The following is a 15,277-nucleotide window of genomic DNA, read 5'->3' on the forward strand; positions in this document are numbered from 1 at the left end:
CGGATGAAAAAAGGGTGGAGCCGTCAGGCCCCACCCTTTTTGTCTCGACGGAAGGACTGTCCTTACTTAACGACAGCCTTGGCAAGCTCGATGGCCACATCCTTGTAGGGGTTAGCGAAGAGGATGATGAGGCACACGACGAGAACGTAGATGGCGAGGGACTCGATCATGGCCAGACCGATCATCATGGTGGTGAGGATCTTGCCGGAAGCGCCGGGGTTGCGGGAAACGCCCTCAACGGCGTTCTTAACCGCGAGACCTTGGCCGATACCGGTACCGAAAGCACCAATTGCCATACCGAAGCCAGCTGCCAGCATGCACATCGTGAAAAATTCCATTGTTACTACCTCCCTTTGGTGTGTTGTATCCTAAACGGTATAGGATTCGTGTAAGCAGATTAGTGTGCTTCCTCAAGCGAACCTTGGATATAGATCATAGCGAGAAGCATGAAAACAAATGCCTGGATGAATGACACCAGGACGCCCATAAGCATCATCGGCAGGGGAACAAGGAAGGGGGCCAGGGCGAAAAAAATCATGAGCACCAGCTCGTGACCATTCATGTTGCCGAAAAGACGGAGCGAGAGGGAAAGAGGGCGGCTCAGGTGCCCGATGATCTCAATGAAGAACATCAGGGGGGCCAGCCACCAGATCGGTCCCATGAAGTGTTGGAGATAGTGGAAACCATGCTTTTTGATGCCGACAATGTGTGTCGAAAGGAAGACAATTACAGCACAGGCTGCCGTCGTGTTGAGGTTTGCAGTGGGGGGAAAGAAACCGGGAATCAGGCCGATAAGGTTTGAAACGAGAACAAAGAGTGCCAAGGTAGCAATGAGCGGGAAATACGGCTTTCCCTTTTCGCCCATGGTCTCCTCTACCATGTTTTCAATGCCGCCGATCACGACTTCCATGAAGTTCTGCATTCCGGTCGGCACGGCCTTGAGTGCTTTTGTGGCGATGAGGGACACGATAAGCAGGCAGACAATAATGAGCCACGTGTAGGCAATGGCGTCTGCACCCGCTTCAGAGATGTGAAGCGGCTCGAGGAGTTTCCTGAAGAACTGCAGGAATAGAAGCGGATGAACCATGGGACTAATCTCCTTTGGTGACGAACATGTAAATCGCGAGAGCGGTTATGACAATTACGAGCAACGAGAGGCCGAGGGTGAGACCCAAGACCTCAATACCCGCGTGGACCACCAGCAGGTAAATTACAAACGCCAGAATGGCGAAACGCAGCAGATAACGCAATTGGGCAAAGCGTGCGGCCTGATGCGCATCAAGCCCCAGAGCACGCCTGATGATGCGAAACAGCCAGTAGTAGTTTGCCAGTGCCAGGATACCGCCGGCGAGAATACCACCGGCAAATTGAACAGATCCAAACAGATACCCGGCGGCCGTCATGATGGCCAGAAGCAGCCAGCTACCAACGACGACGGCTGTGAGGAGATTATTCTCGTGAATCCTTGTCGCCGTCATCTTTTTTAATTGCTCTTCCGGCAATGATGTAAATATTTCGAAACCCCGCAGCGATACCAAAGAACAGAAAAATAAAGAAAAACCACGGGTGAGTTCCCAGCCACTTGTCAAGCTGTCTGCCGATCAGCACCCCGATGATGATGGCCAACGCCACCGATATTCCCATGCTCGAAACGAGACCGAGCGTTTGAATGAGTCTTCGTTTGTCGTCGTTCATCGGCGGTTAGTGTGAGGCTGCCCGGGGGGGCCGCAAACCAAAATCACTTACCACATCCCGGACTTGCCTGTCAATCATCAAAATGGTCGACTGACGTTAGAGAGCGGCAAAGCATGAGCGGGCCGCAACAATCGTCTTCTCGATTTCCACCTCGGTGTGGGCGATCGAGACGAAGGCCGTTTCAAACTGCGAAGGAGCCAGATAGATCCCCTTCTCGAGCATCATTCTGAAAAAAGCGGCGAATGCCTTTGTGTCGCAGGTTGTGGCCGTGGGCCAGTCCTTGACCTCGTTGCTGGTGAAAAAGGTGCAGAACATGCTGCCGACGCGGGTCGGATAGATGGGGTACCCGGCGGATTTGGCCGCCTCGGTGATGCCCTCGGCAAGGCGGCGGCTCGTTTGCTCCAGTTGCTCATAGAACCCGTCTGCCTGAAGCAGTTTGAGGGTCTCGATACCAGCTGTCATGGCGAGGGGGTTGCCCGACAGCGTGCCCGCCTGATAAACGCCTCCGGACGGGGAGAGAAGCTTCATGATGTCCTTTTTGCCGCCGAAGGCGCCGACGGGAAGCCCACCGCCGATGATCTTGCCGAGGGTGGTCATGTCGGGAGTTACACCGTAAAGTTCCTGAGCTCCACCATAGGCAACACGGAAGCCGGTCATTACCTCGTCGAAAATGAGGACAATTCCCTCGCTGTCGCAGATGGAGCGGAGCCCTTCGAGAAAACCTTCACCCGGCGGAACGGTGCCCATATTACCGGCAATAGGCTCGACAATGATGCACGCGATCTCATTCTTGTTCTCATCAATAAGCTTCGAAACCGAATCAAGATCGTTGAACTGAGCAGTGAGCGTGTTTTTTGCCACATCGACGGGAACTCCCGGCGAATCGGGCACCCCAAACGTGGCAGCCCCTGAGCCAGCCTTCACCAGGAGTGCGTCGGCATGGCCATGATAGCAGCCTGAGAATTTGATGATTTTATCCCGGCCGGTGTAGCCGCGGGCAAGCCGAATGGCACTCATGGTCGCCTCTGTTCCGGAGCTGACCATACGAACCATCTCGATTGAGGGCACCGCGTCGATGACCATTCGGGCAAGGGTGATTTCCAGCTCCGTGGGGGCGCCAAAGCTGCTGCCACTTTCGACGGCCCGCTTTACGGCTTCGACAACCTGGGGGTGGCAGTGGCCGAGAATCATGGGGCCCCAGGAGCCGACGTAATCGATATAACTGTTGTTGTCGGCGTCAGTAATTGTGCAACCAAACGCTTTTTTAATGAAAAGAGGGTCGGCGCCCACTGACTTGAAGGCGCGTACGGGACTGTTTACTCCACCGGGAATGAATTCCTGGGCTTGCGTGAAAAGATCCTTCGAGCGAGCTGTGAGCATTGGCGATTTCCTTGGGTGTGAAAATGTGATGAAAAATTAATGGGTTATTAGCATGTTTGGTGTGTTGGTGTCAAGGGGTAAAATGGCCGATTTGAGAGGTGGCCAAAAGGGTGCCGATTCGCATGAATACTGAAAAATCGCCCGGTTAAATTAGAATTTTTTTTTCTTGACAAAGTTTTTTAAATGGCATAATTTCCACCAAAATTGTATACAGTATACGCAAGCTGGTAAAGCGGCTTCATAACTGCAACTAGAGTTCGAAACGCGGTAGAAAGACAACCCCAAAGAAGAGTGGAGGGATTGGAAATGCTGGGTGTATACCTGCCAATCATTGTCCTGGTAGCGGTAGCGGTCATATTTGGTCTGGCTTCATTAACCTTCTCGTCGCTGATAGGGCAGAAGAAGCCGAGTGCGGTGAAGCTTGCCCCTTACGAGTGTGGCTGTGAACCGGTCGGCTCTGCCCGGGAACGCTTCTCGGTAAAGTTCTACATTATTGCCATGCTGTTTATTCTCTTTGATATTGAAGCTGTATTTATGTATCCCTGGTCGGTTCTGTTTAAGCGGCTTGGGATATTTGGCGTTGTCGAGATGGGTCTGTTCATCGTCATTCTTTTTGTCGGTTACATCTATGTCTGGAAAAAAGGAGCTCTGGAATGGGAGTAGATCAGCCGCTGGGAGATAACTTCATCACCACGTCCCTGGACAGTCTCGTGAACTGGGCGAGGAAGTCCTCCATCTGGCCCATGACCTTTGGTCTTGCTTGTTGCGCCATCGAGATGATGGCCACGGGGGCTTCCCATAACGACCTCGACCGGTTTGGTATCATATTCCGGGCGTCACCCCGGCAGTCGGACTGTATTATTATTGCCGGAACCGTCACCAAGAAGATGCTGCCGGTAATTAAGACGGTCTATGAGCAGATGCCGGAGCCTAAGTGGGTTGTCGCAATGGGGGCCTGTGCCTGTTCCGGTGGGGTGTTTGACACGTATAGTGTTGTTCAGGGTATTGACACTGCGCTGCCGGTGGACGTCTATATTCCTGGCTGTCCGCCTCGTCCCGAGGCTTTGCTGTACGGTCTGCTTAAACTGCAGGACAAGATTATGAAGGACAAGAACTCGTTTGGCTCGACCATAGGGCTCGGCGAGCGCCTTGAGTCCGCAGCGTGACCATCTCACTTAAGTAAGGGGAACGAACGGTGATGGCTGAGAACAATCGTGCAGTTATAAAACTTAAGGAAAAATTTGCCGCGTCAATCCTTGATGTAAGGGAATTCCGCGGCGAGGTTACGGTTACGGTGGCACGTGAGAAGGTCGTGGATATCTGCCGTTTCCTGAAAGAGTCGTTACAGTACAACCTCTGCACAGACGTGACGGCTGTTGACTATCTTGGGAAGCAGGAGCCGCGCTTCATGGTGGTGTATAACCTGTATTCGATTCCCAATAAGGATCGGCTCAGACTCAAGGCTGGCGTGCCTGATGCCGACTGTTCGATCGATACGGTGTCATGTGTCTGGAACTCAGCTAATTGGCTGGAGCGTGAAGTGTACGACCTCATGGGTGTGCAATTCAACAACCACCCTGACCTGCGTCGTATCCTGATGACCGACGACTGGGTCGGCCACCCGCTCCGCAAGGATTATCCCCTGCAGGGGCCTGATCGTGAGCCCTACAAGGGCCGGCTTTCCTGATTTATCGGCTTGCTGAGAGAAAATAACTCCACAGGGATACAGAGGCGCACAAATGGCTAGCACTGAGATAATGACAGTCAATATGGGACCGCAGCACCCGAGTACGCACGGCGTTCTGCGGATGGTCATCGAACTTGATGGAGAGGTTATCCAGAAGATTACTCCGCATATCGGATATCTGCATCGGGGAGTGGAGAAGCTCTCCGAGCATCGTACCTATCACCAGACCATACCTCTAACTGACCGTCTCGACTACTTGGCGCCGATGAGCAATAACCTCGGCTATGTGTTGGCGGTTGAAAAGCTTTTGGGTATTGAGATTCCTGAGCGCGCTCAGACAATTCGCGTCATCATGGCTGAGCTCACCCGTCTCAAATCCCATTTGGTCTGGATTGCCTGCCACGCACTTGATATCGGAGCGATGACAGTCTTCATCTACGCTTTCCGTGAGCGTGAGATGATCATGAGTCTCTATGAAAAGATATCCGGTGCACGGATGACCAGCAACTACTTCAGGGTCGGTGGACTTTCATCCGATGTTTATGACGGGTTCGAAAAGGATGTGCGGGAAGTCATCGACACATTCCCCGGTCACTTCGATACCTACGAAGGCCTTCTTACCAAAAACACCATCTGGGTCAACCGTACTGTTGGCAATGGCGTGATATCGGCTGAGGATGCCGTCGACTACGGGATAACCGGTCCTGCACTCCGCGGCTCGGGCGTTGATTGGGATTTGCGTCGTGACAATCCTTACAGTGGCTACGAGAAGTACTCGTTCAAGGTTCCTGTCGGTGAGAAGTGTGACACCTTTGACCGCTACAAGGTCAGGCTCATTGAAATGCGCGAAGCGGTCAATATCATCCGCCAAGCACTCGACTCGCTCAAGCCTGGGCCCGTGCTGGCTGACAATCCGCAGGTCACCTACCCGCCGAAGGAGAATGTTTACAACTCTATCGAAGGCCTCATTCACCACTTCAAGATAGCCAGCGAAGGTTTCCCTGTGCCAGAAGGTGAGGTGTACCAGTCGGTGGAAGCTCCCAAAGGAGAGCTTGGTTACTACATCGTCAGCGACGGTGGCCCCAAGCCATACCGGATGAGAATAAGACCTCCTTCATTTGTAAACTTGGGGGCTATCGAGAAGATGGCTAAGGGATCGATGATTGCCGACTTGGTTGCAGTCATCGGGACCTTGGATATCGTGCTTGGTGAAATCGACCGGTAATGCCACTGCGATAAAGGAGAGGGAGTAATGAGTAACGCTCCGGCCGAAGCTACAACCACAGAGGAAGTGCCCGTTGAGGAAATAGACCTCGGGCCAGCCAACCATGTGATCGACAAGTACCTGACCCTGCCCGGTAACCTCATGCCGGTGCTGCAAGGCATTCAGGATGAGTATGGATACGTCCCCCGGCCCACCATCGATTTGGTTGCCGAGAGACTCAACGTGTATCCCAGTCAGATTTTCGGCGTACTTACGTTCTATGCTCAGTTCCACCTCAAGCCCCGCGGCCGCTTCATCATCCGGGTGTGCGTCGGAACGGCCTGTCACGTCCAGGGCGCTCCGCGAATCGTGGACACGTTCTTTGAGAAGTTGGGGATTGGTCACGCTGAGACAACACCCGACCTCCGCTACACATTTGAAAAGGTTGCCTGTCTTGGTGCTTGTGGTATGGCCCCGCTGGCAATGGTTAACGATGACACGTTCGGCAAGATGACGGTACAAAAGGTCGAAGAAATTATTGCCGAATACAATCAGAGACCGATGAAGTAACAGACCCAACCATTCACATCAGAGGATAGAGCGTTATGGGCGAAGCGATAAAGATTCTGATCTGTCAGGGGACCGGTGGTGTCTCAGCGGGTGCTAAAAAGGTTGAGGCGGAGTTCCTCCGTGTTATCGGTGAAAAGGGCGTCGATGCCACCGTCGGCAAACGATGTGACGTCATCAAGACCGGCTGTCGCGGCCTGTGTGCAAACGATGTTCTTGTGGATATTGTAGATCCCGAGCTTGGGCGTGTAACTTACGATTTCGTTCTGCCAGAAGAAGTCGAAAAGATTGTGGCCGAGCATATCGTCAACCGGACCCCCCTTGAGAAGCGCAAAGCAAAACCGTACTACAACACGTTCGTAGACCAGCAGATGAGGGTTGTTATGACCGGGTGCGGTCAGATCGACCCGGAAAGTCTCGATGCGTATCTAGAAGAGGACGGCTTCAAGGCAATTGAAAAATGCGTTAAGGAAATGACTCCCGCTGCAGTTATCGACGAAGTCAAGAAGTCTGGACTTCGAGGTAGAGGGGGCGGTGGCTTCCCGACGGGCATGAAGTGGTCTTTCTGTGCTGCGACGCCCGGCAAACTGAAGTATGTCATCTGCAATGCGGACGAAGGTGACCCCGGTGCTTTCATGGACCGGTCGATTCTCGAGGGTGACCCTTACTGCATCATTGAAGGAATGATGATAGCGGCATACGCAATCGGCTGTACTGCTGGCTATGTGTACGTACGGGCAGAGTACCCACTTGCTATTGAGCGTCTGCAGAAGGCTCTCGATGTTTGCTACGAAAAGGGCTACCTCGGCAAGAACGTCATGGGCTGGGGATTCGACTTCGACCTTCGGATCAAGAAGGGTGCGGGGGCCTTTGTGTGCGGTGAGGAAACCGCGCTCATGGCTTCGATCGAAGGCGAGCGGGGAATGCCTCGCCCTCGTCCGCCGTTCCCCGCTGTCAAAGGTCTGTGGGGGAAGCCTACCAACATTAACAACGTTGAGACGTTCGCCAACGTGCGTCACATCATCCTGAAGGGTGCTGACTGGTACGCATCTCTCGGTACTGATACCACAAAAGGGACAAAGATCTTCGCGGTCACCGGTAAAGTAAAGCACACGGGACTTGTGGAAGTCCCGGCGGGTATGAGCGTGCGCGAAGTTATCTATAACGTTTGCGGCGGCATCGCCAACAACCGGAAGTTCAAAGCAGTTCAGGCAGGTGGACCATCAGGCGGATGTATTCCCTCAGAAGTTCTCGATACACCGGTTGATTATGACTCGCTTATCAAGGCCGGTGCCATGATGGGCTCCGGTGGTCTCGTCGTCATGGACGAAACTACCTGCATGGTCGACGTAGCACGCTTCTTCCTTACCTTCACGCGGATGGAATCATGCGGTAAATGCGTTCCGTGCCGCATTGGACTCAAGGCGATGTTGGACATCCTCGAACGCATCACCGAAGGAAGAGGCCAAGCTGGTGACATTGAGACACTGCTTGAGATGGGGAGCACCATCAAAAAGGCCTCACTCTGCGGTCTGGGCCAGACAGCACCCAACCCGATCCTCTCCACGATCAAGTATTTCCGTGAGGAGTATGAAGCGCATATCAATGATCGGCGTTGCCCGTCGAACTGCTGTAAAGAGCTTCTGTTGTGGCAAGTAGTCGAGGAAAAGTGCGTTAAGTGCGGAGCCTGCTTCAAGGCATGCCCTGTTGACGCAATTATCTGGGAGAAGGGGCAAATTGCAATCCTAGATAAAGAGAAATGCACCAAATGCAAATCCTGCTACGACGCCTGCCGGTTCATGGCCATCGAGTAGCGAGCTGTAAGTCATACATCCGAGGGAGACAGAGGTCGAGATGGTAACTCTTACAATCGATGACAAGCAGGTAACGGTACCGAAAGACGCTACCATATTTGATGCCGCCAAACAGGCAGGAATCAGAATTCCCATACTCTGCCACGACAAGAAGCTGCACCCCTTCGGCGGGTGCCGCATGTGCCTAGTCGAAGTCGAGCAGATGAAGGGTCGCCAGATCCCGGCTTGTACAACGCCCGTTACGGAGGGCATGATAGTCCGGACCATGACCGACGAGATCGTCAAGGCTCGGAAAATGGTCCTTGAACTGCTCCTGCTCAAGCACCCCATAGACTGTCCTGTCTGTGATGCCGCTGGGGATTGCGATCTCCAGAATCTGACTTATGAATACGGCGTAGATACAAACCGCTTTACTGACGAGAAGTTCAACTGGAAGATCGACTACGTGAACCCGCTTATCGAGCGGGACATGAACCGTTGCGTTCATTGTGGGAAATGCGCGCGGATTTGTGACGAGATCGTGTCGTTTGGTGCATATTCCTTTATCAATCGCGGTATAGAAGCAAAAATCGGCACCGAATTCGATGGTCCGCTCAACTGCGAGTTCTGCGGTTCGTGTGTCTCGGTTTGTCCCGTTGGTGCGCTGATTAGCCGTCCGTTTAAGTTCAAAGCGCGCTGGTGGGCACTGAATAAGGTAAAGACCGTTTGCTCCTACTGCGGGACTGGCTGCCAGTTGACGCTTGGTGTCAAAGACAACAAGGTCCTTACCACCATCTATGATGAAAATCAGGGATTTCACAACGGCCAGCTCTGCACTCGTGGCCGGTGGGGATATCAGTTTGTTAACAGTTCCAAGCGCCTGACCACTCCGCTTATCAGAAAGGGCGATACGCTCCAGCCCGCAAGCTGGGATGAGGCGTTGGGCATGGTTGCCGACCGGCTCAAGACTTCTAAAGATGCCGCAGCCACATTGGTCACCCCTCGTCTTACCAACGAAGAGCTTTACCTTCTGAAGCGAGTTGTTAAGGATGCTGTCGGGAGCGACAACCTCGACCATTCCGGCGGCTACGCACATGAGGCTCTCACTGCTGGCGCGAGGGAGAGCCTTGGATTCCCCGGATCGCCGTCGGTCATCGCCGACATTCAGAAGAGCGAGCTTCTTCTGGTTATCAAGACGGATGCGTACGAAACGCACCCTGTTATTGGCTTTGAAGTCAACCTAGCAGTCAAGCGCCAAGGCGTAGCGCTCCGTATTCTTTCTGACAAGAAGGGTAAGCTTTCTCGGCTTCCCGGCGCTCAGACGTATGTCCACACCCCCGGCGCAGAGTTGGTGCTCGTTAACGCACTCGCCAAGACGATAGTTGATGAAGGACTTCATGATGCCTCCAGCGTCGGAGCCATCAAGGGGTTTGACGCATGGCTTAAGAGTATTGAGAGCTGTACACCTGACCAAGCAGCTGGTCAGTGTGGTATTGCTGCGGACACCATCAAGGCAGTGGCGCGTGAGTACGCAGCAGCCGGTAAGGCTCTGATCATGCTTCCTCTCGGGATGGGGTACCCGGGGCATGGGAAGGCCCTTGCCCAAGCACTCATTAATCTCGCGCTTCTTACCGGTCGCGTGGGTAAGGAAGGCTGCGGTGTTCTGATCATGGGCGAGAAGAACAATAGCCAAGGCGCAGCAGATCTCGGGATTCATCCGACCGCTAATGGGTTGAACGCACAGGCAATCCTGGCTGGGTGCTCAGCCGGCAGCATCAAAACGTTGTATGTGGTAGGAGAGAATCCGGTGGTTTCCTACCCTAACCGTAAGCAGGTTGAAGCAGCCCTCGACGCGGTTGAGTTTCTTGTTGTTCAGGATCTGTTCCTCACGGAAACAGCATCTAAAGCCGACGTTGTACTTCCCGCCTGCTCCTTCGCAGAAAAGGACGGAACGTTTACAAGTCTCGGTGGGGCTGTCCAACGCGTCAATAGAGCAATTACCCCTCTTGGCGACTGCCGCAGTGATTTTGACATCCTTAACATGCTCCATGCAAAGCTGACCGGTCAGGCAGCCTATACCAGCCAAAAGGAAGCATTCGCTGATCTTGCCGCGGCCACACCCGGCTATGCGGGTCTGACTCTTGAAGGTCTAGGGGATGCTGGTGCCGTCAGAGTCAACAACTGCACGGCGTCTTTTGTCCCGGTTGCGACCAGCACTGTGACAACTGAGGCAGGGAAGTTCGCACTCCTGACGGGGAGTGCCCTGAACCACTCCGGTACACTGTCACTTTATGGTGAAGGACCGATGTTGGTCTGTCCGGAAGGGTATCTGGAGCTTAACAAGGACGACGCCGCAAAACTCTCTATAACCGAGGGTGATGCGGTAACAATGAAGTCGGCTACAGGCGAACTTCGTCTCAAGGCCAAGGTCGGCACTCGCTTGCCGCAAGGGGTCGCGTTCGCACCGTACCATTTTGCAGAAGCATCAATCAATTCGCTGACGGGCGCCACGGCTATTACGTGGATAACTATCAGTAAGTAGCAGGTAATAGCCACCAGTTTCCTAACAAAAGACAGAAGAGGAAGAGGAACACATGGGATACGAACTGTTCGGACTGCCAATGATCTACTACATCTCCATGGTAGCAAAGGTCCTTGTGGTATTCGTGTTCGTCCTGCTCACCGTTGCATATGCAACCTACGCAGAGCGGAAGATCATCGGCCACATGCAGGTGCGGCTTGGACCAATGCGAACGGGCTGGCATGGGCTTCTGCAGCCGATTGCTGACGGCCTTAAGCTTTTCTTCAAGGAAGAGATTGTCCCCAGCCAAGCGGATAAGTTTGCGTTTCTGATTGCGCCGATCATTGCGTTGGTTCCGGCCTTTATTGGATTTGCCGTCATCCCCTTCGGTGAAACTATTGAAGTGGCTGGATACAAAATTCCCCTGCAGATTGCCGGCTACTATGACACTGTCTCAGGACAGGTAGTCGACATGAACGTCGGAGTGCTGTATATCCTCGCACTTGCGTCCATCGGTGTCTATGGAATCGTTCTGGCGGGGTGGTCTTCTAACAGCAAGTACTCTCTCCTCGGTGGACTGAGATCGTCGGCGCAGATGATCTCCTACGAATTGGCTGCAGGGTTGGCGATTATATCGGTCTTCATGCTTTCCGAGTCACTCTCGTTGCAGAAGATCGTAGCCGACCAGGCTAATGGAGCATGGTACTGTTTCAAACAGCCGCTCGCCTTCATTCTCTTCTTCATCTGCTCTCTCGCAGAAATCAACCGGACGCCGTTCGACCTGCCTGAGGCGGAAACGGAGCTGGTATCAGGCTTCTGCACTGAATATTCAAGTATGAAGTACGCGATGTTCTTTATGGCAGAATATGCGAACATGGTGACCGTCTGCGCTGTGACAACCACTCTTTTCCTCGGTGGATGGCATGGTCCGGCCTTCCTTCCCGGGTGGGCATGGTTCATCGCCAAGGTCTACTTCCTGATTTTTGTCTGCATGTGGATTCGGGCGACCTATCCGCGCTACCGGTACGATCAACTGATGCGTTTGGGTTGGAAGGTCTTCCTCCCGCTTACCTTGGTGAATATTATTGTCACGGGTATAGTAGTGTCGCTCCAATCGTAACTCCACTACGAGGTCACAGCCATGATAATGCCGTTAATTAATGGACTCAAAATCACGTTAAAGCATATGTTCATGAAGCCGGTAACGCTCCAGTACCCTGATGAGCGACCGACTCCATCCCCTAACTTCCGCGGTCTTCATGCGCTGAAGGTATCGCACGATAAAGCAAAGTGCGTAGCGTGTTACCTTTGCCCGACAGTCTGCCCGGCGAAGTGCATAACGGTTGAGGCTGGCGAAGACGCAACTCATGACAAGTATGCAGAACGCTATGAGATCGACATGCTGAGGTGCATCTTCTGTGGTTACTGCGTTGAAGCCTGTCCTGTAGATGCTCTGAAGATGACTGGCCAGTTTGAACTTGCAAACTATAAGCGTGAAGACTTCATCTTTGTCAAAGAGAGACTCTTAGAAAAGAAATAAAGGAGCAGCAATGGAAACGTTCTTCTTCACGATCGTGGCAGCGGTTGCTGTACTGGCCAGCATACTGGTCATCACCTGCAAGAACCCGATCAACAGCGCGCTCTCCCTTATCCTGACGTTCTTCTGTCTTGCCACCTTCTACGTGATGCTCGACGCTCCGTTCATGGCGGCCATTCAGGTGATCGTCTACGCTGGGGCCATTATGGTGCTAATTGTCTTCGTCATAATGCTTCTCAACGTGCGGACTGAGGCCGGGAGACGCTCCTCTCACACCGTGCTTCTCGGCTCGCTGGTCGGTATATTTACGCTTGTTCAGCTGTTCTATGTACTCAATCGGAGCTCTCTCACTGGCAACAAGGGTGAGATCAGCCCTGAACTGATACATCGGATCGGGCACACTGAAATTATCGGCAAAGCACTCTACACGGATTTCCTTTTGCCTTTTGAGGTGACATCCATACTGTTGCTTGTTGCCATAATTGGTGCCGTAATACTGACTAAGAAAAAAATCTAACCGACAGGGGTGAAGCACATGGTATCCTTGCACAGCTACCTGATAGTAAGCGCAATACTGTTTTCGATCGGCACCATTGGTGTTCTCGTCAGGCGTAATGCAATAGTTATATTTATGTGTGTCGAGATGATGTTGAATGCTGTAAACCTGACATTCATCGCACTCTCAAGGCATCTCGGCAATATCGATGGGCAAATTTTTGTCTTCTTTGTCATGACTGTGGCAGCTGCCGAAGCTGCTGTGGGTCTGGCGCTCATGATCGCGTTCTACAAAAACCGTGAGTCCATAGACGTAGAAGATGTCAAGCTCATGAAGCTGTAGCCGAGAGAGCAGATATAAGAATTCTGAATTTCTCGCTATAAAAGGAGTCAGGAATGTTCGAGTACGTATGGCTGATACCCCTGTTTCCCCTGATCGGTGTCATTATTAATGGCCTATTTGGGAAATCAATCAAGAACGAGAAGGTCATTGGTGGCATTGGCGCACTGATGGTGTTCTGTTCATTTCTCGTGTCGTGCGGAATTCTCATTCAGTTGCTTTCACTCCCTGTGGAGGAGAGGTTCTTTGAGAAGTCCCTCTTCACATGGATCGCTGCCGGTACATTTAAGACTGACATTGGTTTCCTCATCGACCCGCTCTCGACACTTATGATCATGGTGGTAACCGGTGTCGGTTTCCTGATTCACGTTTACTCCATAGGCTACATGCACGGCGAAGAAGGGTTTTACCGGTACTTTACTTACCTGAACCTCTTCACGTTCTCCATGCTTTTGCTGGTCCTGGGCAGTAACCTGCTCCTGATGTTTGTCGGTTGGGAAGGTGTCGGTCTCTGTTCCTATCTGCTCATCGGTTACTACTTCCATAAAAAATCCGCTGGTGATGCTGGCAAAAAAGCATTCGTGATGAACCGGGTCGGTGATTTTGGCTTCCTTCTCGGTACATTTACGCTGTTCTGGTATCTTGGCCAGAACCATAATGTATGGACCATCAACTTCCGTGAGCTTTCCGCTAATGCACACTTGCTGCCCGTAGGTGGGATAGTTACGGTAATCACGCTCTGCTTCTTCCTGGGAGCCACCGGCAAATCTGCACAGATACCCCTCTATACATGGCTTCCCGACGCCATGGAGGGTCCCACACCCGTATCAGCCCTCATCCATGCCGCAACAATGGTTACTGCGGGTGTGTACATGATTGGCCGCCTGAATTTCGTGTACATCAGATCGCATGAAACAATGATGATTGTTGCAATTATCGGTGCGGCAACCGCGATTTTCGCCGCGACCATCGGTACGGCTCAGAATGATATCAAGCGAGTTCTGGCATACTCCACGGTTTCTCAGCTCGGGTTCATGTTCCTTGCAATGGGCGTTGGTGCATTCACTGCAGGTATCTTCCACCTCATGACCCACGCCTTTTTCAAGGCATGTCTGTTCCTTGGTTCCGGTTCGGTTATCCATGCAATGCACCATGCACTCCATCATGCGCACTCTCATGATGACCCGCAAGACATGCGCAACATGGGCGGTCTGCGCAAGGCCATGCCGATTACCTTCCTGACATTCCTTGCTTCAACCATTGCTATTGCAGGTATTCCCGGCTTCTCCGGCTTCTTCTCAAAGGACGAGATTCTCTGGCAAGCGTTTGCCAACCCCCTGCATGGCAGTCTCAATATGATTCTGTGGGGTACTGGTGCCGTTGCCGCAGGGTTCACAGCCTTCTACATGTTCCGCTTGGTGTTCATGACGTTCACTGGCGAGTGCCGGATTAACCCGAAGGCCAAGGATCATCTCCATGAGTCACCCTTTGTTATAACGTTCCCTCTTATTGTCCTTGGCATACTCGCCGTAGTTGGAGGCTATGTGGGGATGCCCAAGGTTCTGGGCATGCTGCCCAACTACCTTGAGCACTATCTTGAGCCTGTCTTTGTTGGGTCCCACGAGTTCATGCAGCAGCAGCTGCAAGGGCATGGTGAAGCACATCACAGCCACGCACTTGAGTTTGGACTCATGGGACTGTCGGTACTCATTGCACTGGTGGGTATATCGATTGCCTATGTCCTCTATGTGATGTCTCCGTCACTGCCCGCAAAGTTTACAGCCGCGTTCCCGGCGCTCCACAGGGCTGTATACAATAAGTGGTACGTGGATGAGCTCTATGATTTCCTCTTCGTTAATCCGTGCAAGGCTCTCGGCAATTTCCTGTGGAAAGGATTCGACGTTGTAGTCGTCGATGGTATGGTCAATGGAGTTGCCGCTGTTGTGAAAGGATTCGGGAGTGTTCTTCGGAACACCCAGACCGGTTACGTGCACAACTATGCCTTCTCCATGGCTGTTGGCGTGGTGGTGATCGTAGCGTTTTACCTCTTCCGCTAAC

Annotated in this window: 17 protein-coding genes; 12 read left to right on the forward strand and 5 right to left on the reverse strand. The window is 52.7% G+C overall.

All coding sequences use genetic code 11. The annotated features are described in order from the left end of the window. Positions 1-62 precede the first annotated feature (62 nt). The 5 genes from atpE to hemL all read right to left on the reverse strand — a co-directional run bounded on the left by atpE (position 63) and on the right by hemL (position 3,075). Positions 63-338, reverse strand: a complete 276-nt coding sequence (atpE, locus tag GS_RS01655) for an ATP synthase F0 subunit C (RefSeq protein WP_010941001.1) — start codon at positions 336-338, stop codon at positions 63-65. A 59-nt stretch (positions 339-397) separates the two neighbouring features. Further along, positions 398-1,087: a F0F1 ATP synthase subunit A gene (locus GS_RS01660; RefSeq protein WP_010941002.1), complete on the reverse strand. Its 690-nt coding sequence runs from the start codon at positions 1,085-1,087 to the stop codon at positions 398-400. Between the two features lie 4 nt (positions 1,088-1,091). Continuing rightward, positions 1,092-1,478 carry an ATP synthase subunit I gene (locus tag GS_RS01665; RefSeq protein ID WP_010941003.1) on the reverse strand — a complete coding sequence of 129 codons (387 nt, stop codon included), beginning with the start codon at positions 1,476-1,478 and terminating at the stop codon, positions 1,092-1,094. Then, positions 1,450-1,695 carry an AtpZ/AtpI family protein gene (locus tag GS_RS01670; protein ID WP_010941004.1) on the reverse strand — a complete coding sequence of 82 codons (246 nt, stop codon included), beginning with the start codon at positions 1,693-1,695 and terminating at the stop codon, positions 1,450-1,452. Before GS_RS01670 ends, GS_RS01665 begins: the two co-directional genes overlap by 29 nt. Before the next feature lie 96 nt (positions 1,696-1,791). Beyond that, positions 1,792-3,075 carry a glutamate-1-semialdehyde 2,1-aminomutase gene (gene hemL, locus GS_RS01675; RefSeq protein ID WP_010941005.1) on the reverse strand — a complete coding sequence of 428 codons (1,284 nt, stop codon included), beginning with the start codon at positions 3,073-3,075 and terminating at the stop codon, positions 1,792-1,794. Between the two features lie 306 nt (positions 3,076-3,381). On the opposite strand from hemL, the gene GS_RS01680 reads away from it, so the two are divergent. From GS_RS01680 to nuoL, 12 genes are read left to right on the forward strand one after another with little or no spacing between them, the layout of a single operon-like run. Next, complete coding sequence (locus GS_RS01680; RefSeq protein WP_010941006.1) at positions 3,382-3,738, forward strand: NADH-quinone oxidoreductase subunit A; 357 nt, start codon at positions 3,382-3,384, stop codon at positions 3,736-3,738. Next, positions 3,729-4,241 (forward strand): NADH-quinone oxidoreductase subunit B, encoded by a 513-nt coding sequence (locus GS_RS01685; protein ID WP_010941007.1) that lies wholly within the window; start codon positions 3,729-3,731, stop codon positions 4,239-4,241. Before GS_RS01680 ends, GS_RS01685 begins: the two co-directional genes overlap by 10 nt. A gap of 32 nt (positions 4,242-4,273) precedes the next feature. Next, positions 4,274-4,762: an NADH-quinone oxidoreductase subunit C gene (locus tag GS_RS01690; protein WP_010941008.1), complete on the forward strand. Its 489-nt coding sequence runs from the start codon at positions 4,274-4,276 to the stop codon at positions 4,760-4,762. Between the two features lie 52 nt (positions 4,763-4,814). Further along, positions 4,815-5,987 (forward strand): NADH dehydrogenase (quinone) subunit D, encoded by a 1,173-nt coding sequence (nuoD, locus tag GS_RS01695; protein WP_010941009.1) that lies wholly within the window; start codon positions 4,815-4,817, stop codon positions 5,985-5,987. Between the two features lie 27 nt (positions 5,988-6,014). After that, positions 6,015-6,536: a complex I 24 kDa subunit family protein gene (locus GS_RS01700; RefSeq protein WP_010941010.1), complete on the forward strand. Its 522-nt coding sequence runs from the start codon at positions 6,015-6,017 to the stop codon at positions 6,534-6,536. A gap of 35 nt (positions 6,537-6,571) precedes the next feature. Next, entirely contained in the window at positions 6,572-8,347 is a 1,776-nt protein-coding gene (nuoF, locus tag GS_RS01705; protein ID WP_010941011.1) for an NADH-quinone oxidoreductase subunit NuoF, read from the forward strand. A 40-nt stretch (positions 8,348-8,387) separates the two neighbouring features. Then, positions 8,388-10,868 (forward strand): molybdopterin-dependent oxidoreductase, encoded by a 2,481-nt coding sequence (locus GS_RS01710; RefSeq protein WP_010941012.1) that lies wholly within the window; start codon positions 8,388-8,390, stop codon positions 10,866-10,868. A 52-nt stretch (positions 10,869-10,920) separates the two neighbouring features. Further along, positions 10,921-11,967, forward strand: coding sequence for an NADH-quinone oxidoreductase subunit NuoH (nuoH, locus tag GS_RS01715; protein ID WP_010941013.1), 1,047 nt, complete (start codon positions 10,921-10,923; stop codon positions 11,965-11,967). Between the two features lie 21 nt (positions 11,968-11,988). Then, the gene (gene nuoI / locus GS_RS01720) at positions 11,989-12,387 is read left to right on the forward strand and encodes an NADH-quinone oxidoreductase subunit NuoI (RefSeq protein WP_010941014.1); all 399 of its coding nucleotides are present in this window, start codon (positions 11,989-11,991) and stop codon (positions 12,385-12,387) included. 10 nt (positions 12,388-12,397) lie between these two features. After that, entirely contained in the window at positions 12,398-12,901 is a 504-nt protein-coding gene (locus tag GS_RS01725; RefSeq protein WP_010941015.1) for an NADH-quinone oxidoreductase subunit J, read from the forward strand. A gap of 18 nt (positions 12,902-12,919) precedes the next feature. Beyond that, complete coding sequence (nuoK, locus tag GS_RS01730; protein ID WP_010941016.1) at positions 12,920-13,222, forward strand: NADH-quinone oxidoreductase subunit NuoK; 303 nt, start codon at positions 12,920-12,922, stop codon at positions 13,220-13,222. Between the two features lie 53 nt (positions 13,223-13,275). After that, positions 13,276-15,276, forward strand: coding sequence for an NADH-quinone oxidoreductase subunit L (gene nuoL / locus GS_RS01735; RefSeq protein ID WP_010941017.1), 2,001 nt, complete (start codon positions 13,276-13,278; stop codon positions 15,274-15,276). Position 15,277: the final 1 nt, after the last annotated feature.

It is taken from the genome of Geobacter sulfurreducens PCA, assembly GCF_000007985.2.
Classification (GTDB): Bacteria; Desulfobacterota; Desulfuromonadia; order Geobacterales; family Geobacteraceae; genus Geobacter; species Geobacter sulfurreducens.